The organism is Streptomyces sp. (assembly GCF_031181555.1).
Classification (GTDB): Bacteria; Actinomycetota; Actinomycetes; order Streptomycetales; family Streptomycetaceae; genus Streptomyces; species Streptomyces fimbriatus.
On sequence record NZ_JAPSKQ010000098.1, the window covers coordinates 1 to 24,982 of the forward strand.

Annotated in this window: 20 protein-coding genes and 1 pseudogene; 13 read left to right on the forward strand and 8 right to left on the reverse strand. The window is 74.8% G+C overall.

The genetic code is table 11. The features are described 5' to 3' along the window. From RIM90_RS19770 to RIM90_RS19805, 8 genes are all read left to right on the forward strand, one after another. Positions 1-855: DUF3344 domain-containing protein (locus tag RIM90_RS19770; RefSeq protein WP_309062059.1), on the forward strand; the 855-nt coding region annotated here is incomplete at its 5' end. Positions 856-893: 38 nt separating this feature from the next. Continuing rightward, entirely contained in the window at positions 894-2,153 is a 1,260-nt protein-coding gene (locus RIM90_RS19775) for a glycosyltransferase family 4 protein (RefSeq protein WP_309062060.1), read from the forward strand. Continuing rightward, positions 2,150-3,604, forward strand: a complete 1,455-nt coding sequence (locus RIM90_RS19780; protein ID WP_309062061.1) for an exopolysaccharide biosynthesis polyprenyl glycosylphosphotransferase — start codon at positions 2,150-2,152, stop codon at positions 3,602-3,604. Before RIM90_RS19775 ends, RIM90_RS19780 begins: the two co-directional genes overlap by 4 nt. Positions 3,605-3,610: 6 nt before the next feature. Next, entirely contained in the window at positions 3,611-4,954 is a 1,344-nt protein-coding gene (locus RIM90_RS19785) for an O-antigen ligase family protein (protein ID WP_309062062.1), read from the forward strand. Then, positions 4,951-6,660, forward strand: coding sequence for a lipid II flippase MurJ (gene murJ, locus RIM90_RS19790; protein ID WP_309062063.1), 1,710 nt, complete (start codon positions 4,951-4,953; stop codon positions 6,658-6,660). The genes RIM90_RS19785 and murJ overlap by 4 nt, the downstream gene beginning before the upstream one ends. Further along, positions 6,635-7,411, forward strand: a complete 777-nt coding sequence (locus RIM90_RS19795; RefSeq protein WP_309062064.1) for a polysaccharide deacetylase family protein — start codon at positions 6,635-6,637, stop codon at positions 7,409-7,411. Before murJ ends, RIM90_RS19795 begins: the two co-directional genes overlap by 26 nt. Before the next feature lies 1 nt (position 7,412). Beyond that, complete coding sequence (locus tag RIM90_RS19800; RefSeq protein ID WP_309062065.1) at positions 7,413-8,567, forward strand: glycosyltransferase; 1,155 nt, start codon at positions 7,413-7,415, stop codon at positions 8,565-8,567. Then, complete coding sequence (locus tag RIM90_RS19805; protein WP_309062066.1) at positions 8,564-9,232, forward strand: lipopolysaccharide biosynthesis protein; 669 nt, start codon at positions 8,564-8,566, stop codon at positions 9,230-9,232. Before RIM90_RS19800 ends, RIM90_RS19805 begins: the two co-directional genes overlap by 4 nt. A gap of 26 nt (positions 9,233-9,258) precedes the next feature. On the opposite strand, the gene RIM90_RS19810 is transcribed toward RIM90_RS19805, so the two are convergent. Continuing rightward, the gene (locus tag RIM90_RS19810; protein ID WP_309062067.1) at positions 9,259-10,536 is read right to left on the reverse strand and encodes a glycosyl hydrolase; all 1,278 of its coding nucleotides are present in this window, start codon (positions 10,534-10,536) and stop codon (positions 9,259-9,261) included. Positions 10,537-10,727: 191 nt separating this feature from the next. Between RIM90_RS19810 and RIM90_RS19815 the strand changes: the two genes are divergently transcribed. Continuing rightward, entirely contained in the window at positions 10,728-11,981 is a 1,254-nt protein-coding gene (locus RIM90_RS19815) for an ATP-grasp domain-containing protein (protein ID WP_309062068.1), read from the forward strand. Positions 11,982-11,983: 2 nt separating this feature from the next. Beyond that, entirely contained in the window at positions 11,984-13,249 is a 1,266-nt protein-coding gene (locus RIM90_RS19820) for an NAD(P)-binding domain-containing protein (RefSeq protein ID WP_309062076.1), read from the forward strand. 186 nt (positions 13,250-13,435) lie between these two features. Here RIM90_RS19820 and RIM90_RS19825 read toward each other — a convergent pair whose 3' ends face one another. From RIM90_RS19825 to RIM90_RS19855, 6 genes and pseudogenes are all read right to left on the reverse strand, one after another. Beyond that, the gene (locus RIM90_RS19825; RefSeq protein ID WP_309062069.1) at positions 13,436-14,464 is read right to left on the reverse strand and encodes a chaplin; all 1,029 of its coding nucleotides are present in this window, start codon (positions 14,462-14,464) and stop codon (positions 13,436-13,438) included. 181 nt (positions 14,465-14,645) lie between these two features. Then, a complete protein-coding gene (locus RIM90_RS19830; protein ID WP_309062070.1) occupies positions 14,646-15,563 on the reverse strand; it encodes an ABC transporter permease in 918 nt (305 codons plus the stop codon). Next, entirely contained in the window at positions 15,560-18,214 is a 2,655-nt protein-coding gene (locus tag RIM90_RS19835) for an alpha/beta fold hydrolase (protein ID WP_309062071.1), read from the reverse strand. The genes RIM90_RS19830 and RIM90_RS19835 overlap by 4 nt, the downstream gene beginning before the upstream one ends. A 116-nt stretch (positions 18,215-18,330) precedes the next feature. Beyond that, positions 18,331-19,731: an APC family permease gene (locus RIM90_RS19840; RefSeq protein WP_309062072.1), complete on the reverse strand. Its 1,401-nt coding sequence runs from the start codon at positions 19,729-19,731 to the stop codon at positions 18,331-18,333. A 302-nt stretch (positions 19,732-20,033) separates the two neighbouring features. After that, complete coding sequence (gene mmsA, locus RIM90_RS19845; RefSeq protein ID WP_309062077.1) at positions 20,034-21,536, reverse strand: CoA-acylating methylmalonate-semialdehyde dehydrogenase; 1,503 nt, start codon at positions 21,534-21,536, stop codon at positions 20,034-20,036. A 256-nt stretch (positions 21,537-21,792) separates the two neighbouring features. After that, positions 21,793-21,913, reverse strand: a pseudogene (locus tag RIM90_RS19855) (5-deoxy-glucuronate isomerase); the annotation flags it as partial. A 256-nt stretch (positions 21,914-22,169) separates the two neighbouring features. Here RIM90_RS19855 and RIM90_RS19860 point away from each other — a divergent pair. The 3 genes from RIM90_RS19860 (at position 22,170) to RIM90_RS19870 (ending at position 23,784) form a co-directional block, all read left to right on the forward strand. Then, positions 22,170-22,712 (forward strand): hypothetical protein, encoded by a 543-nt coding sequence (locus RIM90_RS19860; protein WP_309062073.1) that lies wholly within the window; start codon positions 22,170-22,172, stop codon positions 22,710-22,712. Between the two features lie 247 nt (positions 22,713-22,959). Next, a complete protein-coding gene (locus RIM90_RS19865) occupies positions 22,960-23,160 on the forward strand; it encodes a MerR family transcriptional regulator (protein ID WP_309062074.1) in 201 nt (66 codons plus the stop codon). Positions 23,161-23,220: 60 nt separating this feature from the next. Continuing rightward, positions 23,221-23,784 carry a GNAT family protein gene (locus RIM90_RS19870; protein WP_309062075.1) on the forward strand — a complete coding sequence of 188 codons (564 nt, stop codon included), beginning with the start codon at positions 23,221-23,223 and terminating at the stop codon, positions 23,782-23,784. Here the strand turns inward: RIM90_RS19870 and RIM90_RS19875 are convergent. Further along, complete coding sequence (locus RIM90_RS19875) at positions 23,765-24,808, reverse strand: zinc-dependent alcohol dehydrogenase family protein (RefSeq protein WP_309062078.1); 1,044 nt, start codon at positions 24,806-24,808, stop codon at positions 23,765-23,767. The genes RIM90_RS19870 and RIM90_RS19875 overlap by 20 nt on opposite strands. Between the last annotated feature and the right edge of the window lie 174 nt (positions 24,809-24,982).

Sequence of the window (24,982 nt, forward strand, 5' to 3'; positions counted from 1 at the left end):
GGCCACGGGGTGAACGGCGACTTCGACATGTTCTACGTCGACGTCGACAGCGACCCGAACACCTACAACTCCTCCCGGGCGGAGGTCCGTCTGCCCGCCGGCTCCCGGGTGACGTACGCGCGCCTGTACTGGGGCGGCAACCTGCGCGTGGGCGAACAGAAGCCGGCGGAGGACAACGGGCGGGTGCTGATCGCCGAACCCGGCGGGGAGTACAAGGAGCTCCTCGCGGACACGGTCGTCGGACACCGCGTCGCGGACGGCGCGGACGCCTTCCAGGCCTCGGCGGACGTGACCGGCCTGGTGCGGGACAGCGGCCCGGGCCTGTACACGGTGGCGCAGGTCAACGTGGCCATGGGCCGGTCGGCGGCCGGGGCGTGGGGCGGCTGGACGCTGGTGGTGGCGTACGAGAACCCGGCGGAACCGCTGCGGCACCTCGCGCTCTGGGACGGCTTCACCCCGCTGAGGTCCGGCGGGGCGGCACAGATGTCCCTGCGCGACGTGCCCTTCCCCGCGGGGGCGGGGGGCCGGGCGGGCCTGGTGGCGTACAACGGCGACCGCGACACCGGCGGCGACTCGCTCGTCCTGACCACCGGCGGGCCCGTGCCCGTGTCCACCGCGCTCGCCGACCGCGCCAACCCCGGCGACGACGTCCTGAACTCCACCATCGGCGACCCCGGGACGGCTCCCCCGGCGCGGGTGCCGGCGTACGCCAACACCCTCGGCTACGACTCCGACGTGTTCGACCTCGCGGGCGCTCTGCCGCACTCCGGCGACACGGCGGCCCTCCGGCTGACGTCCCAGCGGGACACGGCCTGGGCCGGCGTGCTCTTCGCCGCCGTCGACGCCCGGCGGTGAACGCGCCGCAGCCCGCCCCGAGCGCCTCCGCGAGCCCCGTGAGCGGCGGGACCGCGCCCACGGAGCTGTCACCGGCCGGCCGCCGGCCGCGGATCCTGCACCTCACCCAGCCGGTGGACGGCGGGGTCGCGCGGGTCGTGACGGACCTGGTCCGGGCCCAGCTGGCGGACGGCCTGGACGTCACCGCGGCCTGCCCCGACAGCCCGCTCGGCGACCGGCTGCGGGCGCTCGGCGCGCACGTACGGCACTGGCGGGCGACGCGGTCGCCGGGTGCGTCGCTCGTACGGGAGGTACGGCACCTCGCCCGGCTGATCGACGAGGTGCGTCCCGATCTGGTGCACGCGCACAGCGCGAAGGCCGGGCTCGCCGGACGGCTCGCGGTGCGCGGGCGGATCCCGACCGTCTTCCAGCCGCACGCCTGGTCGTTCGAGGCGGTGGACGGGGGCACCGCGGCCCTGGCACTGCGGTGGGAGCGGTGGGGTGCCCGGTGGGCCGGGCGGGTGGTGTGCGTGAGCGAGGCGGAGCGCGCGACGGGCGTGCACGCCGGGATCAGCGGCCGGTGGGCCGTCATCCCCAACGGCATCGATCCCGAACGCTTCCGTCCGGCCCCCGCCGACGCCGTACGGGCCGGGCTCGCGCCGCTCGCCGGCCTCCCGCCGCAGGCGCCGCTCGCCGTGTGCGTGGGGCGGTTGTGCCGGCAGAAGGGGCAGGACGTCCTGCTGCGCGCCTGGCACGCCGTCGTGCGCCAGGTGCCCGACGCCCGCCTCGTCCTGGTCGGCGACGGACCGGACCGGGACCGGCTGCGCGCGCACGCCCCCGCGTCCGTGCTGTTCGCGGGAGCCGTCCACGACACCGCCCCCTGGTACCAGGCCGCCGACCTCGTCGTCCTGCCGTCCCGCTGGGAGGGCATGGCGCTGGCCCCGCTGGAGGCGATGGCCTGCGGGCGGCCCGTGGTCGTCACGGACGTCGACGGGGCCCGCGAGAGCCTGCCGCCCTCCTTCACCGCCCGCTGCCTGGTCCCGACGGAGAACCCCGGGGCACTGGCCGGTGCCGTCGGCGCGCTGCTGCTCGATCCGCCGCTGCGCGCGTCGCTCGGCGACCGGGGCCGCCGGCACGTGCTGTCCCTCCACGACGTACGGCACACCGCCAGGGCGGTCGCGGACGTCTACCGCGACCTGCTCGGCGCCCGGCCCGCCCCCTCGCGGGCCCACCCGACCCGAGCGGCCGGGCGCGCCGGGACCCACCGGACGACACAGCGCGTCGAGCCATCCGAGCACAGGGAGTCCATCCACTCGTGACCGCCGAACGTACCGTGCCCTCCCCCGGCGCAACGCCGCGGGAGCACCACGGATCCTCACCCGTGTCCGTCATGCCGCCGCGCGGCACCGACGCCGGCGCCGCCGGAACCGGCACCGGCTTCCGGTCGCCGGCCCCGCGGCCCCCCGCGCGGCCGGCCTCACCGGTCCCGCTGCGCGTCGCGGACGGTGCCGCCGCCCTGCTGGGCGCACTGGTGCTCACCGGTACCCAGCGCCACCCCCTGCTCATCGCCCTGCTGATCGGCGCGTCGCTGCTGTCGCGCCCGCGCGCCGGCGGCCCGCCGGTCCCGGGACTGCTGGAGGAACTGCCCGCCGTGTGCGGCCGCGTCGCGGTGGTCTGGCTGGCGGTCCCGGCGCTCTGGGCGGCGTACCGGCCGGAGCACGCGCTGTCCGCCCAGGCCGTGCTGGCGGGCCTCGCCCTGCAGGCGGCGGCGGGCTGTGCGCTGCGCGCGGCCGTGCACGGGCGGCGGCGCGCCGCGCTGCTGCGCCACCCGCACGCCGCGCTCGTCGTCGGACCGGTGGCGACCGCGCAGCGCGTGGCCGCCGCCGTGCTGCGCCATCCGCGGTGCGGGGTACGGCCGGTGGGGATCGTCGCCGACGCGCCGCCGGACGGCAGCGAGGGCGTTCCGGTGCTGCGCACGGACGAGGAGGTCAAGCGGGCGGTCATCCAGAACGGGGTGCGGGCGGTGCTCGCCGTGCACCCCTCGGTGCGCGCCGAACAGGGGCCGCTGCTGCGGGCGCTGGCCGCGTCGGGCTGCGCGGTCTGGGAGGTCGACGCCGACTCCCCGTCGTACGGGCCGGGGGAACGGCTCGCCGGGTTCTCCTGCCGGCGGCTGGACCTCTCCCCCGCGCGCGGCGGCGGCGCCGGCAAGCGGATCCTCGACATCCTGGTGTCGGGCACGCTGTTGCTGCTGGTCAGTCCGCTGCTGCTGGGGTGTGCGGTGACGCTGCGGATCCTCGACGGTCCGGGCGTGGTGTTCCGGCAGGAGCGCATCGGCAGGAACGGGAAGCCGTTCACGCTGCTGAAGTTCCGCACCCACCGCCCGGTCGACGAGCACGAGTCGGCGACCCGGTGGAGCGTGGCCAACGAGCACGAGATGCGCTGGTTCTGCCGCATGCTGCGGCGCACCTCCCTCGACGAGCTGCTCCAGCTGTGGAACGTGCTCCGCGGTGACATGAGCCTGGTCGGACCGCGGCCCGAACGCCCTTACTTCGTCGCGCAGTTCAGCCAGACCTATCCCGGTTACGCGGCCCGCCACCGGATGCGCACCGGCATCACCGGACTCGCCCAGGTCCACGGGCTGCGCGGCGACACCTCGATCGAGGACCGCTGCCGGTTCGACAACGCCTACATCGACGACTGGTCGCTGTGGCAGGACATCTGCATCCTGCTGCGCACCGCGGCCACGCTGGTCCGTCCGACGGGGAGCTGACGGCCCGTGAGTCACGCCCTCCCACCGCTCCCGCGCCGGGCCGCCGCACTGGTGCCGGTCCTGCCGCTGGTGGCGGTGGTCGCCCTGCTGGCCCTGCCGCCGACGGGGGACGGCGCGGGACCCGCCGACGCGGTCTCCGCCCTGGTGGTCGTGTACTGCGCGATCCGCCTGCTGCGGGAACGGCGGCGCCCGCTGTCACCGGCCGCGGCGGTGGTGCTGGGCCTGCCGGTCGTGGGGCTCGCGGTGGCCGCGATGGGTGCGTCCTCGTCGGCGGCGGGGCTCACCGGTCTGGGCCGCTACCTGCAGGTCTTCGTGCTGGTCCCGGCGACCGTGCTGGTGCTGCTGCGCCACCGGGCCGACTTCCGCGTGCTGGCCTGGTCGTGCGTGGGGCTCGCCCTGTGGCAGGGGGCGGTCGGCGTGCACCAGTACGTCACCCGGACCGGCGCCTCCTACCAGGGGGAGACCATCCGCGCGGTCGGCACCTTCGGGGCCGAGGACGTGATGGGCATGGCGACGACGGTCTCGCTGGGCCTGGTGTGCGCGGTCGGGATCGCGCTGGGCCGGGCTCCGGTACGGCAGCGGGCGGCCGCCGCCGGATGCGCCCTGGCGCTGCTGCTGCCGCTCGCGCTCTCCTTCAGCCGGGGCGCCTGGATCGCCACCGCCCTGACGTGCGCCGTGCAGCTGGCGCTGGCCGGGCTGCGGCGGGCGCTGTGGACGGCCGCGGCCGTGGTCGCCGCGGGCGTGGTCCTGGTGGGCGGGTTCGGCGTCGGCACGGCACAGCTGCAGGAGCGGCTCGACAGCATCACGCAGGTCACCGACGCCCCCGACCAGTCCGTCGTGGACCGGTACGCCCTGTGGGCGTCCGCCACCGGCATGTGGCGCGAGCACCCGCTGACCGGCGTGGGCCTGAAGGGCTTTCCCGAGCACCGCGACGAGCACGCCACCCTCGCGCTGTCGTCGGGCAGCGACATCGAGGGCGCGGGAGAGACGTTCCGCCGGCAGGCGCTGCTGTCCCCGCACAGCATGTACCTGCTGGTGCTGAGCGAGCAGGGCCTGATCGGGCTGCTCGGGCTCGCCGGGAGCTGGCTGGCGCTGCTGGTGTGCGGGCTGCGGCGGCTGCTGCGGGCACGCCGTCACGGACGGGGGCTCGACTGCGGGCTCGTCGCCTGCGGGCTGCTGATCTGGTCGCTGACCGACTTCGTGTACGGCGACATCGGCGGCCCCTCGACCGTGCTGACCGCCGTGGGCCTGGGCCTCGCGGCGTGGTGGGCACTGTCCGACGGCGGGTGGGCCCGGGCCGCGCGCCGCGGTGGAGCGCCCGGGCGCGTCGAGGAGGCGGTGGCACGATGACGGTGGTGCCCTCCCGGTCCCCCGGGTCCACGGCCGACGAGGCGGCGACCGTCCCCGGGGCGCGCACCGCCGGCCCGGCCGGGGACGGTGCCGACCACGCCTCGTCGTCCCGGAGGTTCCTCGCCCGGGCCGCGCTCGTCACGGCGTCGCTGTCCGTCGCCGGCTCCCTGCTGGGCCTGGTGCGCGACCAGTCGCTGGCCCGGCTGTTCGGTGCCGGGAGCGACACGGACGCCTTCCTGGTCGCGTGGACCGTGCCGGAGATCGCCGCGACGCTGCTGATCGAGGACGGACTGGCGATCGCGCTGATCCCGGCGTTCAGCGTGGCGCTGGCCCGCCGTGCCCGGGGCGCCGCGGGCGACCCGGTCCGTGCCCTGGTCGCGGCCACCCTGCCCCGGCTGTGCCTGGCCTTCGCCGCGGTGGCCGCGCTGGTCGCCGCCGCGGCCCCCCACCTGGTCCGGGCCCTCGCGCCGGGCCTGCCCGACCCGGACCTGGCCGTCGACTGCACCCGGCTCACGGCGATCAGCGTGCTGGCCTTCGGGCTCGCCGGGTACTGCAGCGCCGCCCTGCGGGCCCACCGCCGCTTCTTCGCGCCCGCGGCGATCTACATCGCCTACAACACCGGCATCGTCGCCGCGATGTTCCTGCTCGGCGACGCGTGGGGCGTACGCTCCGCGGCGGTCGGGGTCGCGGTGGGCGGCTGCCTGATGGTGGTGGTTCAGCTTCCTTCGCTGCTGCGGCAGTTGGCGTCGCGCACGCCGGCGCCCGGCGGGGCCGGGGCCGACACGGGGACCGAGGCCGGGGAACGGCCGGTGCGCCTCGCCCTGATCGCCACCGTGCTCCTGTTCGCGCTGTGCCGCCAGTCGCAGGTCCTCGTCGAACGCTTCCTGGCCTCCTCGCTGCCCGCCGGGGCCATCTCGCACCTCAACTACGCGCAGAAGGTCGCGCAGATCCCGATGACGCTGTCGCTGATGCTGTGCACCGTCACCTTCCCGGTGGTGGCGCGGGCGCTCGCGGACGGCGACACCGAACGGGCCCGCACCCGCGTGGAGCGGGATCTGGTGCTGGCCTCCTGCGTGGTGCTGCTGGGCATGTGCGCGGTGATCGCCTGCGCCCCGCAGATGATCGGGCTGCTCTTCCAGCGGGGCGCGTTCACCGCGGACGACACCGCCGCGACGGCGGACGTCATGCGCGTGTACGCCCTCGGTCTGCTGGGCCAGACCCTGGTGGGCGCCCTGATCCGTTCGTACTTCTCGACGGGCCGGCCGAGCTGGTATCCCGTCAGCGTGATGGCCGCGGGCATCGTCGCGACCTCCCTGATCGGCGCCGCGACCGTGGGGCACTGGGGGGTGGCGGGGATCGCCGCCGCCAACGCCTTCGGCATCACCGTCACCGCCGCCCTGCTGCTGGCCGGGCTGCGCACCGCCCGGCGCGCCGGCTCCCCGGGGGTCTCGGTCCGTGTCCGGCGGGTCCTGGCCGGACTCGGCGGGCCGGTGCTCGCCGCGGCCGCCGCCACCGCCGCCGGGGCGTTCGCCGCGGGCCGGCCGCAGTCGCCGGCGGCGGGCCTCGCGGCGGGCTGCCTGACCGTGACCGTCGTCTTCGCCGCACTCTCCCTGGTCCTGGGGGTCCAGGGCTCCGCAACCGCACTGCGCTCCGTACGCACCGTCACACGAAGGCTCGCACATGGCTGCTTCCGTTGGTTCCGTTGACCCCGCCGGCACCGGCGCCCTCCCCGCCCCGCGTCGTCCGGGTCCCGTCCCGTGGGTGGCGATGTACCACTCGGTGGGCGACTGCTCGGACGATCCGTACCGCATCACCGTCACCCCCGAGCGGCTCGCGGGGCAGCTGGCCTGGCTGCGCCGGCGCGGGCTGCGGGGCGTGTCCGTGGCCGAGCTGCTCGCCGCCCGCGCCCGGGGCGGGGCGCGGGACCTGGTCGGCCTCACCTTCGACGACGGGTACGCCGACTTCGTCACCGACGCCCTGCCGCTGCTGCGCCGCTGGGACTGCGGCGCCACCCTCTTCGTGCTGCCCGGGCGGCTCGGCGGCGACAACGCCTGGGACCCGCTCGGCCCGCGCAAGCCGCTGCTGACCGCCGACGGCATCCGGCACGCGGCCGCCGAGGGCGTGGAGATCGGCTCGCACGGGCTGACGCACGTCGATCTCACCAAGGCGGACGACGTCGCCCTGAAGACCGAGGTCGCCGAAAGCCGCGCGCGGCTCGCGGAGTTGACCGGCACCCGGGTCGACGGCTTCTGCTACCCGTACGGCACGGTCGACGCCCGCGCCGTCGAGGCCGTGCGGGAGGCGGGTTACGCCTACGCCTGCGCCATCGACCCCGGCCCGCTGACCGGCCCGCACGCCCTGCCCCGGGTGCACGTCGGCCAGGACGACACGGCGTGGCGCCTGCACCTGAAGTACCGGCTGCACCGGCTGCGCCGCCGCCCGGTGGAGGGGGTGTGAGATGCGGGCCCTGCACATCATCACCGGCCTCGGCGTCGGCGGGGCCGAGCAGCAGCTGCGGCTGCTGCTGCGTCACCTGCCCGCCGACTGCGACGTGGTGACGCTCACCAACCCCGGCGCGGTCGCCGACGGCCTCGCCGCCGACGGCGTCCGCGTCGTGCACCTCGGCATGGGCGGCAACCGCGACCTGGCCGCGCTCCCGCGCCTGGTCCGGGTGATCCGCGCCGGCGGCTACGACCTGGTGCACACGCACCTGTACCGGGCCTGCGTCTACGGCCGGCTCGCCGCGCGCGTCGCCGGGGTGCGCGCGGTCGTCGCCACCGAGCACTCCCTGGGCGACTCGCAGATGGAGGGCCGCAGGCTGACGGCGGGGGTGCGCGCGCTGTACCTCGCCAGCGAACGGCTCGGCTCGGCGACGGTCGCCGTCTCCGAAGCGGTGGCCGAACGCCTGAAGCGCTGGGGCGTGCCCGCGCCCCGCATCGAGGTCGTCCCCAACGGCATCGAGCTGGACCGCTTCCGCTTCGACCGGGAACGGCGGACGCGCACCCGGCGGCGCCTCGGCCTGCCCGAGGGGGCGTTCGTCGTCGGCGGCGTCGGCCGGCTCGCCCGGGGCAAGCGGTTCGACGTCCTCGTCCACGCGCTGGCCCGGCTCCCGGAGGACCACTGGCTGCTGCTGGTGGGCGGCGGCCCCGAGGAGCACGTCCTGCGCCGCACGGCCCACGAGGCCGGTGTGGCCGGCCGGGTCCTGTTCACCGGCGAACGCCCCTGCGCCCCCGACGGCTCCCCGGGCCCCGACCTGCCCTCGCTCACCTCGGCGATGGATCTGCTCGCCTCCCCGTCCGCGGAGGAGGCCTTCGGCCTGGCGGCCGTGGAGGCACTGGCGTCGGGCCTGCCCGTGCTCTACACCTCCTGCCCGGCGATCGAGGACCTGCCCGCGGCGGCCGCCACCGACGCCCGGCGGGTGCGCGGCGGCTCCGAGGCGTACGCCCGCGCGATCGCCGAGGTCCGCGCGGCGGGCCCCGGGCCGCGCACGGCGCCCCCGGCCGCGCACCACTACAGCATCACCCGCAGCACAGCCCGCCTCATGGACGTGTACGCGGCAGCCCTGGCCGGCTCGTCGCCGTCCCTCGCACCTCTGGGAGCAAGCCCGTCATGACCGACACCCCGAACCGCCGGCGCCGCCCGTCCCTGGCTTCTTCCCTGGCCCGCGTCAGGAGGCTGCCGGCCTGGTCCGCGCTCGCGGCGGGCACCCTCGTCGGCGGTCTGTGCGGCGGCGCGTACGGGCTGCTCACGCCCCCGGCGTACACCGCCACCAGTTACGTCGTCGCCGTGCCGACGGACAAGGCGCCCCCGGAGGCCGCCCGCGGTTTCGCGCAGGCGTACGGCCGGGTGGCCACGCAGCTCGCGGTGCTCGGCGACGCGCAGGTGTGGGCCGGCGTGCCGGTGCGGACCCTGCGGGACAGCGTCCGCGCGGCGACCTCGCCGGACGCGCCGATGGTCGCCGTCACGGCGACCTCCTCGCGGCCCGAACTCGCCGTCGACATGGCCGACGCGGTCTCCCGCGCGCTGACCCGGCACGCGGAGGACACCCGGGACAGCACCCAGGTCCGGATGGTGCGGTTCTCGCGCGCGGTGAAGCCGACCGAGCCGGCGTCCGCGTCGTCGGCGGTGACCGCCCTGGTCGGCGCGAGCGCCGGCGGGCTGCTGGGCGGGCTGGCCCTGCTGGCCCGGCCGAGGCGGCCCGGCCGGGACGAGGGCCCCGCGCCCGCCGCCTCGGTGCCGGGCCCGGCCGCCGCCGCCGACGCGCACGGGCAGCGGTGACGGCGGTGGGCCCGGCCGGGCCGGTGTCAGGGCGTGCTGCGCGACCACCAGTCGAAGCGGAGGCAGAGCTTCCCGCCGAGCCAGTACTCCACCCAGCTGCCCAGGTCCAGCGGCGAGCAGTTCTCCGGGGGCAGCGGGGTGCTGGGCACGGGCGGGGTGGGAGTGGGGATGGGCGCCGGAGCCGTCTCGTCCGAGTCGTGCGAGCGGCCGGAGAGGACGGACCGGTAGACGCGGGACGACTCGGGGTTCTCGCCGCACTGCCACACGCCGTGCGGGCAGTAGTCGGTCACCGTGTTGTACAGCGGCCGGTGCTCGTCCATCCACGCGAGCATGCGCCGCATGTACTCGGGATTGTCGCCGTTGCGGAAGAGCCCCCATTCGGGATAGGAGAGGGGTTTGCCGTGGGCCTTCGCGAAATCCACGTGCGCCTGGAGCCCGTAGGGTTCCCGCACCTGTTCGTCGAACGACATCCCGGCCGGCTGGTCGTAGGAATCCATGCCGATGACGTCGACCGTGTCGTCCCCCGGGTAGCACTGGGTCCAGGGAATGGCGTCCCGGCCGCGGCTCGGCGTGAAATCGAACCGGAATTTCTGGCCCGGCACCGCACGCATCGTGGTGACGATCCTGTTCCAGTACTTCTTCCAGGACTCCGGGTCGGGTCCGCACCGGTGGGTGTAGGTGGTGCCGTTCATCTCCCAGCCGAGCACGAGGATCGCGTCCGGCACCTTCAGCTCGACCAGCCGCTCGGCGAGCGCGCGGAAGTGGTGGTCGAACTCCCCGGCGGCGCCCCGCCGCAGCAGCCGCCGCACCTCGTCGTCGGGGACGCCCTCCTCGTTGCGCTCCTGCATGGGGACGTTGAGGACGAGCATCCGGTCGTCCTCCGCGGTGCGCCAGTGCGCCCAGTCCTCGAGGAAACCGATGTCGCCCTCGATGTCGCTCCAGTGGTTGCCGGGCAGGTAGGTGTGCCCGACGCGCAGTTCGGCGCCGCCCAGCCAGCGGCTCAGCTGTTCCATGCGCGCCACGCCGCGGGCGTCCGAGGCGAGGAAGGCGCCGAAGGCCGGGACCTCGGGACGGGGCACCCGGACGTCCCAGGCGGTGGCCGGCGGCAGGGGAACGGCCGGTGCCGCGGGGGCGGGGGGCGTGGCCCCGGGCATCGTCGGGGCCGGCGCCGGAGGGCGGGAGTCGTCGGTTCGCGCCGTCCCCGGCCCCGCCGTGGGACCGGCCGCCAGGGCGGCCGACACGGCGACCGCCGCCGCGCCCACGGCCAGCCCGCGGACCCGGATCCGCTTGTGCTGTGGGGCCATGGCTGCTCCTTTTCTCGCTCTCGTCCGCCTTCTGACGCCGTCCTCGTTGTTGACGAACAGTCATGTGAAGTAAAGGCACAGGAAAATCGACGGGGCCAGCGCCATGCGGCTTTCGAGTGCCGGGCTCGCCCATGTGAGTGATCCGCGCGAATGAGCCGAACCGAAAGAAATCCAAGAGAAAGTGAGAACGCGTGTCGCTGCTCGACACCCGTGTCCCCGCCGTACTGCTGCGGATCGACCGGAATCCCTTTCATCACGGAACGCTGGGGGCGGTGCGGTCGCTCGGCAGGGCGGGCGTGGAGGTGCACGTCGTCGCCGACGCGGCGGGAAGTCCCGTCCACCGGTCGCGTTATGTGCACCGGATGCACCCCCCGCCCTCCCCGGGAGCGCCGGCGCGGGAGATCCTCGACGCGCTGCGCCGCGTGGCCGACCGGGTCGCGCGTCCCGCCGTGCTGGTCCCGCTGGACGACGCGAGCGCCATCGCCGTCGGCCGCGCACGGGACGACCTCACCCCCTCCTACCTGCTGCCCGAGATGCCGGGCGCGCTGCCCGAACGCGTCGCCGACAAGGCGGAACTGGCCGCCGTGTGCGCGTCCGCGGACGTTCCGCACCCGGTGACGCTGGTCCCGGACGGCCCGGCGCGGGCCGCCGACGACGCGCGGCGGCTCGGGCTGCCGCTGGTGGCGAAATGGAGCCGGCCCTGGCTGCTGCCGGCCGGCAGCGGGCTGCGCAGCACCCGGCTGGTGCACTCCGCGCAGCAGGCCCGGGAGCTGTACCTGCGCACCGAGGAGGCCGGCAGCCGGCTGCTGCTGCAGGCGTACCTGCCGCCGGGGCCGGACCGGGACTGGTTCTTCCACGGCTACGCCGACCGCTCGGGCACCGTCCGCGCGGGCGGCCCGGGCCGCAAGCAGCTGTCCTGGCCGCGCGGGGCGGGCCTGACCGCCGTGGGCCGCTGGACACCCAACCCCGAGGTGCGGGCCCTGGCCGAGCGGCTCGTCGGCGCACTCGGCTACCGCGGCGTCTTCGACCTCGACTTCCGCCGCTGCGGCACGACGGGCCGCTACCACCTGCTCGACTTCAACCCGCGCCCCGGCGCCCAGTTCCGGCTCTTCTCGGACAGCGCGGGACTGGACGTCGTACGCGCCCTGCACCTGGACCTGACCGGCCGTCCGCTGCCGGACGGGGACCCGGTGGCCGGGCGGGCGTTCGTGGTGGAGAACTACGCGCCGTTCGCCGCGCTGCGCACGGCGCCGGGCGGCCGCGAACTGGCCTGGTACGCCCGGGACGACCGCGGCCCCGGATGGGCGATGTGGGCCCTGTGGTGCCGTCATGTGTCCGGCCGGCTGCGCGAGCGGCTGACCGCGACGGCCCCGGTGCCGGCACCGCGCGCGGTCCCCCGGGCGGTCTCGCCCTCCCTGACCGACAACGAGAAAGCGAGCAGCTGATGATGTACGACCTTCTGGTGGTGGGCGCGGGTCCGTACGGACTGTCGATCGCGTCCCACGCCGCGGCCGCCGGGCTGAACCTGCGCGTGTTCGGCCGGCCCATGGCGTCCTGGCGGGACCACATGCCCGGCGGCATGTTCCTGAAGTCCGAGCCGTGGGCGTCCAACCTCTCCGACCCGGCCGGGCGCTGGCGGCTGGACGCCTACTGCGCCGAGCAGGGCCTGGCGGCACGCCACGCCGAGCCGATCCCGGTGGAGGCGTTCGCCGCGTACGGCCTGTGGTTCGCCCGGCACGCCGTGCCGGCGGTGGACGAGCGCACGGTGACCCGGGTGACGCCCGGCCCCGACGGCTTCACGGTGGTCACCGAGGACGGGGAGGCGCTGCACGCGCGGACCGTGGTGCTGGCGGTCGGCGTGATGCCGTTCATCGAGGTGCCGCAGACCCTGCGCGGGCTGCACCCCGCACTGGTCACGCACAGCAGCCACCACAACGACCTCGGCCGCTTCCAGGGCAAGGACGTCACGGTGATCGGCGGCGGTCAGGCGGCGCTGGAGACCGCGGCGCTGCTCGCCGAACAGGGCACGCGGGTACGGGTGCTGGCGCGGGCGGAGCGGCTGCGGTGGAACGACGTGCCACCGCCCTGGGAGCGTCCCTGGTGGCAGTCGGTCCGCTCCCCGCACAGCGGCCTGGGACCCGGCTGGCGGAACTGGTTCTACTCCGAGCGCCCCGGTCTCTTCCGGCGGCTGCCGGAGGCGACCCGGTCGCGCATCGCGGCCACGGCGCTGGGTCCCGCGGGTGCCTGGTGGGTGCGGGACCGGGTGGAGCGGGCGGTGGACCTGCTGCCGGGCCACGAGGTCACCAAGGCGAGCGCGGTGCCGGGCGGGGTGCTGCTGGAGACGGTCAGCCTCCAGGGCGTCCGGCGCAGCCTGGAGACCGAACACGTCATCGCCGCCACCGGGTTCCGGGTGCGCTGCGACCGGCTGGGGCTGCTCTCCGCGGAGCTGCGCGGCACGCTGGCGACGCTGCCCGACGGTTCCCCGGCGCTGGGGCGCACCTTCGAGTCCTCCCACCCCGGGCTGTTCCTCGCGGGCCTGGTGACCGCGTCCGGCTTCGGCCCGGCCATGCGCTTCGTCCACGGTGCGACGTTCACGGCGGTGACGCTCGTGCAGGGGGTGCGCCGCCGGCTCAGGGCGACTCCGCCGCGCGGGACGGTTCCCGTTCCGGGCGGTGGCAGCCGGAGCGCGTCGCCGTCGCCGGTGGGCCGCTGACGCCGGGCCTCGAGGGTCGGGCGGTGACGGCGTACGGCGCCCACCGCCCGACCCGCGCACACAGTTCGTCCCCCGGACCGGTTCGGCCACCTCGCGGGGTGGTCCGGGTCGGTCCGGGGGACATGTCGTGCTCCGGTGGGTGCCGGCGCCGGGCGGGGTGGACCCGGCACCGGCACCCGGGGGCGGTTAGCGGCGGACGCCGGCGCGGCGGCGGTACAGCATCGCCCCGCCCGCGATCAGCGCGGCACTGGCGGCCGAGGCGGCGATCAGGCCCTCGCCGCCGGTCTCGGCCAGCTGGGGCCCGGTGCCGGGCTGCTCCTCACCGGCGGCCGGAGGCGCGGGCGGCGTCTTCCCGCCGGGCTCGGGCGTCGGGGCCGGGGCGGGGGTGACGGCGGGCGGAGGCGTGTCGTCCTCGGAGCCGTAGCCGGGCCCGGGCGACCGGTCCGTGGTGTTGGCGCAGGCGTTGCCGTACACGGAGTTGAACAGCCCGACCAGGTCGACGGCGTTGCCGCACACGTTCACCGGCACGTGGAGGGGCACCTGGACGTTGTTCCCGGACAGCACACCGGGGGAGCCCTTGGTGCCGCCCTCCGCGTGCGCACCGCCGTACGAGGAGTCGCCGTACGCGGAGTCGCCGTAGGAAGAGGCACCGTAGGAAGAGTCACCGTGGGAAGAGTCCGGGGACCGCTTCTCGGAGGTGTCCGTGTGCGAGCCGTTGACGCAGGTGTTGTCGGCCGCGCCGTTGAACGCCCCGACCACGGTGACGTCGTTGCCGCACACGTTCACCGGCACGTGCACCGGCGCCTGGACGTTGTTCCCGGACAGCACACCGGGGGAGCCCTTGGCGCCGCCCACCGCGTGCGCACCGCCGTACGAGGAGTCGCCGTACGCGGAGTCGCCGTGGGAGGAGGCACTGGGGGAAGGGGCACGGTGCGAGGAGTCCGACGATTGGTCCCCGGACCTGTGCGCGTGCGAGCCGTTGACGCAGGTGTTGTCGGCCGCGCCGTTGAACGCCCCGACCACGGTGACGTCGTTGCCGCACACGTTCACCGGCACGTGCACCGGCGCCTGGACGTTGTTCCCGGACAGCACACCGGGAGAATCCTCGGCACCGCCCACCGCGTACGAGTCGGCGAAGGCGGGGGTTCCGTACAGGGACAGAATGCCCGTGGCGGCGGCCGCCGCGAACACTCCCCTGCTCAGGGTCTGTCGCAATGTGGTTGTCTTCCTGCTTGAAGAAGTTGGGAGTGGCCGGCCCCGGCATGGAGATCGGCAACCGAGGCCACGCGTTCTGACCCTCGGCTGCCGCATGGCCTACTTCTTCATCAACCCGACTCACGGGAATCGGTTGCGCAGGTTCACCCGGTTGGCCCCACCGCCCGCGCGCGGTCCGGCGTCAGGAGACCACGTCCTTGCGGGCGAACCCGCGGAAGGCCAGCGCGAACAGCACGAGGGCGTACGTGACGGAGACAGCGGCGCCCTGGATCATGCCGGACCACTGAGGGGTCGGCTGGACGGCGTCCGCCCAGGCGAACTGCCAGTGCGCGGGCAGGAAGTGGCGCCAGTCGCCGAGGGCGGTCACGGCGTCCAGGACGTTGCCGACGATGGTCAGGCCGACGGCGCCGCCGACCGCGCCCAGCGGGGCGTCGGTCCGGGTGGACAGCCAGAACGCGAGCCCGGCGGTGACCAGCTGCGACACGAAGAGGTACGCCACGACCACCACGAGCCGCTGGGCCGCGGTGCCGGGGTCGAGCGCGCCGCCGGTGGGGATCTGCAGCGGGCCCCAGCCGTAGGCCACCGTGCCGACGGCGAGCGCCACCAGCGGCAGCAGCACCATCGCGGCGAGGCTCAGCCCCAGTCCGACGATCAGCTTGGACCACAGCAGCCGCACGCGGGGCACGGGCGCGGCGAGCAGGTAGCGCAGGGAGGACCAGCCGGCCTCCGAGGCGACCGTGTCCCCGCAGAACAGGGCGACCGGGATGACCAGCAGGAAGCCCGCCGAGACGAACAGGTTCACGGCGGCGAAGTTGGCGCCGGACGCGGTGGCCGTGTCCATCAGGGTCACCCGGTCGTCGGGGCCGTCCGGCTCACCGCCGATCGCGAAGGCGACCACCAGCACGAAGGGCAGGACGGCCAGGATCGCGCCCATGACGAAGGTGCGGCGGCGCTTGAGCTGCCGGACCAGCTCCACGCGCAGGGGCAGCGTGCGGCCCGCGCGGTAGCCGGCGGCGGCCTCGACGGGCGCGGCCGGTTCGGCCGGCCCGCTCGCACCGGCCGGCTCGGCGGGCTCGTTCCGCTCGGTGAGCGTGCTCATGCGGAACCTCCGATCAGGGTGAGGAAGGCGTCTTCGAGGCGGCGGTGCGGGCCCACCGACGCCACCGGCACCTCCAGCCGGACCAGCTCCGCGACCAGGCGCGGGGCGGTGCCGCCGGCGTCCAGCCGGACCAGCAGCCCCTCGTCGGTGCGGACGGCGGAGGCGACGCCGGGCAGTGCCGCGACCTTCTCGGCGAGCGGCTCGTCCACGGGGGCGACGGTGCCGACGAGCAGGGTGTCGCCGGAGCCGACGATCTCGTGGACCGGGCCGGCCTGGACGAGCCGGCCGCGGTCCATGACCACGAGGTGGGTGCAGGACTGCTCCACCTCCGCCAGCAGGTGGCTGGAGACGATCACCGTGCGCCCGGCGGCGGCGTACCGGATCATCACCTCGCGCATCTCGCGGATCTGGGGCGGGTCGAGCCCGTTGGTCGGCTCGTCGAGGATGAGCAGGTCCGGCAGGCCGAGCATGGCCTGGGCGAGGGCGAGGCGCTGGCGCATGCCCTGGGAGTAGGTGCGCACCGCGCGGGCGAGGGCGTCGCCGAGGCCGGCGATCCGGAGGGCCTCGTCCAGGTGGGCGTCCTCGGGCGGGCGGCCGGTGGCGCGCCAGTACAGTTCCAGGTTCTCCCGGCCGGACAGGTGCGGCAGGAAGCCCGCGCCCTCGACGAAGGCGCCGACCCGGGACAGCACGGGAGCGCCGGGGCGGATGGCGTGGCCGAAGACGCGGATCTCGCCGCCGTCCGGCTTGATCAGACCCATCAGCATGCGCAGGGTGGTGGTCTTGCCCGCGCCGTTCGGGCCGAGGAGGCCGAGGACCTGACCCTTCTCGACGCGGAAGGACAGGTCCTGCACGGCGTACCGGTCGGCGGAGCGGGCATAGCGCTTGCTCAGACCGGTGATCTGGAGCGGTACGTCGGCGAGTGCGGGGTCGGGAGCCGCGGCCGCCGTACGGCGGCGGCCGGTGAGGACCAGGGCGAGGGCGGTCACGGCTCCGGCGACCGGCAGCCACCACACCCACGCGGGCAGCGGGGCCGCCGCGGTGGTCACACCGGGCGCGGTGGGCACCGTGAGGTCGCTCCTCAGGGAGACGGTGTACGTCGCCGGGGCGGCCGGGGAGGCGTAGCCGAGGTCGGTGGAGGCGAGGACGAGACGCAGGCGGTGGCCCTTTCGCACCTCGTGGTCGACGGCCGGGAGGGCGAGCGTCACGTCCTTGCCGGACCCGGCGTCCTCGACGCGGACCGGGGCGACGAGCTGGGAGGGCAGTACCTGCTGCCTGCCGTCCGGGCCGACGTCGTACACCTTGCCGAACAGCACGGCGTCCTCGCTCGTCGACGTCACGCGGACGGTGACCTTCGGCGATCCGGTGATCCGCAGGTCGCGGCCGACCGGGGCGGACTCGAAGCGGGCGTACTGGCCGGGGAAGTCGAGGGACACCCCGAGGCCGAGGGAGGACAGCCGGGCCAGGCCGCCGGAGCCGCCGAGGCCGGGGAGCGCGGAGACGGCGGGCGGATTGGCGCCGGCCGGGTTGGCGAAGCGCTGCTCGCGTCCGGTGAGGGGGAAGGACCTGCCGCCGCTCCCCAGGCCCGGGTAGCTGTCCGCGCTCGCGCCGCGCAGCAGGGCCTCGCCGTCGGTGGAGTCGACGCCTCCGGTGCGGGTGACGCGGAAGGCGGGGCCGGTGTCGGCGCCCTTGTCGTCCTTCAGGTACCGGTCGAACCAGGTGCGCACGCGCTGCTGCACGCGGCTCGTCTCCGGGTCGCCGCCGTCGTGCCCGCCCGCGATCCAGTCGACGCCGACGGGTGCTCCGTTGGCACGGATCGCCTGCGCGGCCGCGTCGGCCTGGCCGAGCGGGAAGAGGGAGTCGGACTGGCCCTGCACGAGGAGGGTGGGCACGTCGATGCGGTCGGCGACGGCGGACGGCGAGCGCGCCTGAAGCAGTGCGCGGGCCTGCGCGTCCGGGGTGCCGGACTCGGCGACCCGCTCGTACATCCGGCACAGCGCGGGCTCGAACCGCTCGCAGCCGCCGCCGGAGTTGACGAAGATGCCGGCCCACAGCTTCTTGAAGACGCCGTTCGGGAACAGGGCGTCGGCGAGGTCGAAGTAGGTGATCGCCGGGGCGATGGCGTCGACGCGGTCGTCGTGCCCGGCCGTGAGCAGGGCGATGGCGCCGCCGTAGGAGGCACCGGCCATGCCGACGCGCGGATCGCCGGCCCGGTCGAGCTCGACCTCGGGCCGGTCCGCCAGCCAGTCGATGAGCCGGGAGACGTCGGCGACCTCGCCCTCCGGGTCGTTCAGCCCGATCTTCCCGGTGGACCCGCCGAAGCCGCGCGCGGACCAGGTGAGCACGGCGTACCCGTCGCGCGCGAGGTCCTCGGCCTGCTGCCGCACGTCGTCCTTGCTGCCGCCGAAGCCGTGCCCGAGCAGGACGGCGGGGCGGCGGCCGCCCGGGCCGGCGGTGAAGTACGAGGTGTCGATGCGCACCCCGTCGCCCACGGCCATGACCCGGTCGGCGCGGCGGACCGCGGGCGCGTCGTCCGAGGCGACGGCGGTCCAGGTACCGGCACCGGCGAGCACGACGACGGCGGCCGCGGCGGCCAGGGTCCGTCGCGGCCGCCGCGACCGCAGCCACCGCGATCCGGGCAGTCGAAGATCCATGCGTCAACGGTACGGGGTGAACCTGTCGGCGAGTTGCCGACCGCAGACCGAACCTCGCCACCTCCCACGGGCGTACGGAGCCGCTGCCGCGTACCGCGTCCGTGGTACGGCGCCGGCTACGACCGCGCGTCCTCCGGCAGGGTCACCAGCCAGCGGGTGGTGGCGCGGGGGCGGAGGTAGAGGACCCAGTAGAGGGTGGCGGCCGCCGTGATGCCGCCGGTCCACAGGAGGTGGCCCGGCTCCTGCTGGGTCAGGATGTAGCCCAGGACCACGATCAGGAGGGCCGGTACGGCGGGCCACAGCGGCATGCGCCAGGCGCGGACGTGGCGGTGGGCTCCGCGGCGGGAGAGCAGGGCGGCGACGGCGACGAGCAGGTACATGCCGGTGACGGAGACGCCCGTGACCCCGTACAGGGTGTCCAGGTTCACGAAGCACAGGACCGCGCCGGGGACACCGACCGCGAGGGTGGCGACCCAGGGGGAGCCGAAGCGGCCGAGCCGGGAGAAGACGGCGTTCACCGGCCCGGGCCAGGCCTTGTCCCGGGCGGAGGCGAACAGGACGCGCGAGTTCTGGATGACCATGACGATGCCGGCGTTGACGATCGCCAGGGCCACGCAGAGGCTGACGAAGGTGCCGACGGCGGAGTTGGACCAGGCGGTGACCATGGCGGAGATGTCGCCGCCGGTCAGTTCGGCGAGGTCGGAGGCGCCCAGGGTGATGGCGACGACCGGGACCAGGATGATCACGGTGGAGATGCCGAGGGTGGCCAGCACCGTGCGGGCCACGTTGCGGCGCGGGTTCTCCAGTTCCTCGGAGAGGTAGACGGCCGTGGAGAAGCCCTGGGTGATGAACAGGGCGATGGCGAGACCGGAGACGACCAGCAGGGCGGTCACGGCGTCCGGGCGGCCGTCGGCGCCGGCCACCTCCATCGAGGCGAGGCTGGACAGGCCGCGCTCGCCGTGGGCGAAGCCCAGCACCGCCACCACGGCCGCCGCGATGACCTCCAGGACCAGGAAGACGCCGGTGATCCAGGCGTTGGCGCGCAGGTCGAGCAGGCCGGCGAGGGTGGCGAGCAGCATGACGGCGGCGCCGGTCCAGGACGGGTCGAGGTGGGCGATGGGGGCGAGGTAGTCGGCCGTGCCCATCGCGATCACCGGCGGCACGATCATCACCACCAGCAGGGACAGCACGAAGACCAGCCAGCCCGCCAGCCGTCCGGCGAGCGTGGAGACCATCGCGTACTCGCCGCCCGCGCTGGGGACGAGGGTGCCCAGTTCCGAGTAGCAGAACGCCACGGCGACGCAGAGCAGCGAGCCGACGGCGATGGTGAGGGCGGTGGCGGTGCCCAGGGAGCCGAACAGGTCGGGGACGACCACGAACAGCGTCGAGGCCGGTGTCACGCACGAGAGGGTCAGCAGTGTGCCGCCGACGACCCCGATGGAGCGCTTGAGCTTTCGGGGGTTGTCCGGGGCCGCCGGGGGGACGGCGGTCTCGGCGGGGCGGAGCGTGTCGGTCATGCGGCGGTTCCGATCGACTCGTGCGACAAGAGGTGACGGCCGGGAGCGCTATCGCCTCCGGCGGATCAGGTCGTACGTCGTGTGTCCGCTCCCGGCTGCGCAGAATGGAATCCGACGGAAACCGTGACGTCAATGGCTCTTCACCTACGGAATCCGTTGCTCGAACGCCTTGTTGATGACCATCCGGACACAACAGGACGCTGAGGAAGCGGCTTTGCCTTCCTGCGGTAACCGCAGGGGGAGCTCGCAAAAAAATGAGGCCGTCCGCATAACGGACGGCCTCTGAGGGTGTTCGGTGACGGTCAGTGGTTGCGCGGGAAGCCCAGGTCGACGCCGGCCGGGGCGTCGGCCGGGTCGGGCCAGCGGGTGGTGACGACCTTGCCGCGGGTGTAGAAGTGCGTGCCGTCGTTGCCGTAGATGTGGTGGTCGCCGAAGAGGGAGTCCTTCCAGCCGCCGAAGGAGTGGTAGCCCACGGGGACCGGGATCGGGACGTTCACGCCGACCATGCCGGCCTCGACCTCCAGCTGGAAGCGGCGGGCCGCACCGCCGTCCCGGGTGAAGATCGCGGTGCCGTTGCCGAACGGCGAGGAGTTGATGAGGTCCAGGGCCTCCTCGTACGTCTCGGTGCGCAGCACGCACAGCACCGGGCCGAAGATCTCGTCCTGGTAGGCCCTGGCGTCCGTCGGCACCTTGTCGAGCAGGGAGATGCCGATCCAGTGGCCGTCCTCGTGGCCCTCGACGGTGTAGCCGGTGCCGTCCAGGACCACCTCGGCGCCCTCGCTCGCCGCGTTCTCCACGTACGAGGCGACCTTGTCGCGGTGCGCCTTGGTGATCAGCGGGCCCATCTCGGACGCCGGGTCGTTCCCGGGGCCGATCTTGATCTTCTCGGCGCGCTCGCGGATCTTCTCCACCAGCTCGTCGCCGATCGCGCCGACGGCGACGACCGCGGAGATCGCCATGCAGCGCTCGCCGGCCGAGCCGTAGGCCGCCGAGACGGCCGCGTCGGCCGCCGCGTCGAGGTCGGCGTCGGGCAGGACGAGCATGTGGTTCTTGGCGCCGCCGAGGGCCTGGACGCGCTTGCCGTTGGCCGAGGCGGTGGTGTGGATGTAGCGGGCGATCGGGGTGGAGCCGACGAAGGAGACGGCCTTGACGTCGGGGTGGGCGAGCAGTCGGTCGACGGCCACCTTGTCGCCGTGCACGACGTTGAACACGCCGTCGGGCAGCCCGGCCTCGGCCAGCAGCTCGGCGAGGCGGACCGAGGCCGACGGGTCCTTCTCGCTCGGCTTCAGCACGAACGTGTTGCCGCAGGCGATGGCGAGGGGGAACATCCACATCGGCACCATGGCCGGGAAGTTGAACGGGGTGATGCCCGCGACCACGCCGAGCGGCTGCCGGATGGAGGACACGTCCACACGGCTGGCGACCTGCGTGGACAGCTCGCCCTTCAGCTGGACGCTGATGCCGCAGGCCAGGTCGACGATCTCCAGGCCGCGCGCCACCTCGCCGAGGGCGTCGGAGTGCACCTTGCCGTGCTCGGCGGTGATCAGCTCGGCGATCTCGTCGCGGTGCGCGTCGAGCAGCGCGCGGAACCTGAAGAGGATCGAGGTGCGGGTGGCCAGGGAGGACTGGCCCCAGCTCAGGTACGCCTCCTTGGCGGCGGCGACCGCGGCGTCCACCTCCTCGACGGAGGCGAACGCGACCTTCGTGGTGACCTCGCCGGTCGCCGGGTTCGTCACCGGACCGTAGGTACCCGAGGCGCCTTCGGCGGTCTTGCCGCCGATCCAGTGGTTGACGATCTTCGTCATGACCGAGAGCTCCTTCTGAAGATGGCGGCGACGGGTGGGGACGTGCCGTTCGTACAGCTCATGTGCCGTTCCTGTGCCGTGACCGCGGACGGCCGCGCCGTGGTCCCGGCCGCGGTCACGGTCACGGGTCCATCCCACCAGGTCCGGTCTTCGGGCGCGCCCGACACAGTGTCGGCCGTTTCGGTCTCCGCGTAGACACATGCGGGAGCGGGGCGGGCGCGGGACCGCCGGTCCGCGCCCCGGCGGTCACCGTCGTCGTGGACCTCCGGCGCGGGGCCGTAGCGGGCGGGGAGTCGTCGCTCGCACTTCGCTCCTGCCAAAGCAAAGCGGCCTCCCGCGCCGGAGGCGATCTGGGCCCGGGCGTCCCGGGGTCCGCACCAAGCATCGATGACCACGCGCACACCCACTTCCCGCCCGGGAGCCGACACGCTCTCCTTCTTCCTCCGTACGGACCGTGTTCCTCCGTACGGACCGTGCGGCTCTCCCCGGTTCTAGCCCCGAGCACGGAACCTGTCAATGTTTTGTCCGGACATACGGACCAGATCGTGGCGGTGTCGCTCCGACCCCGGGACGGATCCGGGCGGTTCGTCCCGGAAGGTCCGGTGTCAGTGCCCGCGGCTAGCGTGCGGTGCCATGCCGAACTCCTACACCGCCCTGTGGACCAACGACCTGTGCAAGGCCCTCTCCCGCGAGGGCTACGCGGGCGAGCGCCTGACCGTGCTGTTCGGCGGGCCGCACCAGTCGCTGCCGAGCTTCATACGCGCCGGAGTGCGCCCCGGTGACGTGATCCATCCGGTGCGGGTCTTCCGCAAACGGTTGTGGGTGCTCGGGGCCATGGAAGTGGGGCGCGTGCTGGACTACGACACCGTGGGCGAGGAACTGGCCATGGAGGACTACCTCCGGCTCATCCACTGGAAGCCGCTGAAGTCCGGCTGCGTCTCCGAGGTCGTCGTCGGGCCGCCCGGCACGCCGCTCACCTTCGACCGCCCCGTGCCGCCCGGTCTGCTGGCCCGGCTCACCTACCGGTCGCGACGGGGCGAGCGGCAGATCAAGCACGTGGTGGACGGCGAACTGCGCAGCGCGGTGAGCGTCCACGGCATCTACCGGCTGGCCCCCGAGTCGGCGCGTGAACTGGGAGAACTGGTACGGGAGTCCGGCGCGTCCGCCGTGGCATGAGGCGGGGCGGCGCGCCCTCGCCGCGCGGCCGGCACACGCCTTTGTACCGCCGGTGTCACGAACACCACGGTCGTGTCACGTCCGTCACGGGTGAGCGGACCTTCCGTCACACCCGCGCACACCCCCGCCCCGCTCCCGTCCGGCGTCGTTGACCGGACACGACGCTTGTGATCGCCAGCGCGGCACCCGGCTCCCCCTGACGGCCACCCCCGGCCGCCGCCGCGGTGCGCGCGGGGAGGTGCAACCCATGACCGACCGACGACTGTGGTCCTACAAAGACATCGCGGCGCACATCAAGGTGCAGCCGGACACCGTCCGCTCCTACCGCAAGCACGGCCTGCTGCCCCCGCCGGACCATGTCGAGGGCGGCAAGCCCTACTGGTACGCGGACACGGTCCGGGCCTGGGTGGCCTCCCGGCCGGGCAACCGGGGCCGCGGGGGCGGCTGACCCCCGGACCCCCTGGAAAAACAGCTGTGCCCCACCGCCCGGGTGGGGCACAGTGCGGCCATGGGCTTCACCGACAAACCCGTCCTCACCGGGGACCGGACCGTGCTGCGTCCCTTCACGGAGGCCGACGCCGACACGATGTGGGAGATCGTCCGGGACCCGGAGGTCGTCCGCTTCACCTTCGAACCGTCCACCGAACTCACCCCGCGGACGCTGCGTTCCTGGTACGGCTCCCGGTCCGCGCAGCCCGACCGGCTCGACCTCGCCGTCACCGACCGCGCCACCGGGGACCTCGTCGGCGAGGTCGTCCTGTACGAGTGGGATCCGGACGCGCGCAGCTGCACCTTCCGCACCCTCATCGGGCCGCGCGGCCGCGGCCGGGGGCTGGGCACCGAGGCCACGCGGCTCATCGTCGGCCACGGCTTCGAGCGCCTCGGGCTGCGCCGCATCCAGCTGGAGGCCTACGGGAACAACCCGCGCGCCCTGCACGTGTACGAGAAGGTCGGCTTCGTGGTCGAGGGCGTCCGGCGGGAGGTCGCGTTCCGGGGCGGGGAGTGGGTCGATGAGGTGATCATGGCGGTCCTCGACCGGGAGTGGGCCGCCCTCAGCGCCACGGCTCGATGACCGTCACGCCCGCGCCCGGGGCCGTGCCCAGGGCCGCCAGGGCCGACGGAGCCTCGTCCAGGCCGATGGTCCGCGTCACCAGGAGGTCGGGGCGGACCGTGCCCGCGCGGACCAGCTCCAGCATCGGCGGGTAGGTGTGCGCGGCCATGCCGTGGCTGCCGAGGAGTTCGAGTTCCAGGGCGATGGCACGGGCCATCGGGACCGGGGTGGTGCCCGTGGGTGAGGGCAGCAGTCCGACCTGGACGTGGCGGCCCCGGCGGCGCAGGCCGTTCACGGAGGCGGCGCAGGTGGCGGGTGAGCCGAGGGCGTCCAGGGAGAGGTGGGCGCCGCCGCCGGTGAGGTCGCGGACCGCCGCCGCCGTGTCCTTCTCCGCCGTCGCGTCCACACATGCCGCCGCGCCGGACTTCCGTGCCAGGTCGAGCGCCTGCGGGGACACGTCCACCGCGACGACCCGCGCGCCGGACGCCGCCGCGATCATCACCGCGGACAGGCCCACCCCGCCGCAGCCGTGCACGGCGACCCACTCCCCCGCCGCCACCCGGCCCTGCCGCACGACCGCGCGGTAGGCGGTGGCGAAGCGGCAGCCGAGGGAGGCGGCCGTCGCGAAGGACAGGTCGTCCGGGACGGCGACCAGGTTCACGTCGGCGTGGTCCAGCGCCACGTACTGGGCGAAGGAGCCCCAGTGGGTGAAGCCGGGCTGGGTCTGCCGCTCGCACACCTGCTGGTCGCCGGCCGCGCAGGCCGGGCAGCTTCCGCAGGCGCAGACGAACGGGACGGTGACCCGGTCACCGGGGCGCCACCGGGCGACCCGCGCGCCGACCGCCTCGACGACCCCGGCGAGTTCGTGGCCGGGGACGTGCGGCAGCGTGATGTCCGGGTCGTGGCCCTGCCAGCCGTGCCAGTCGCTGCGGCACAGGCCGGTGGCCTCCACGCGGACCACGACTCCGTGCTCCGCGGCTTCCGGGTCCGCGACCTCCCGTACCCCGGCCGGTTCCCCGTACCGCTCGAACACCACCGCCCGCATGGCCGGTCCCTTCCCCGCGCTCACTGCTGTCGGCGAAACGCTATCCCCGGGCCCTCACCTCCTGGCGGGCGGCCCCGTCGGGGGCGGCTTCCCCGGCCGGGGCGAAGGCGTCGGTCCTGCCCGCGCCGGCGTCCCCGTCCGCGCCGCCGTCCTCACGGGCGGACTCCCCCTCGC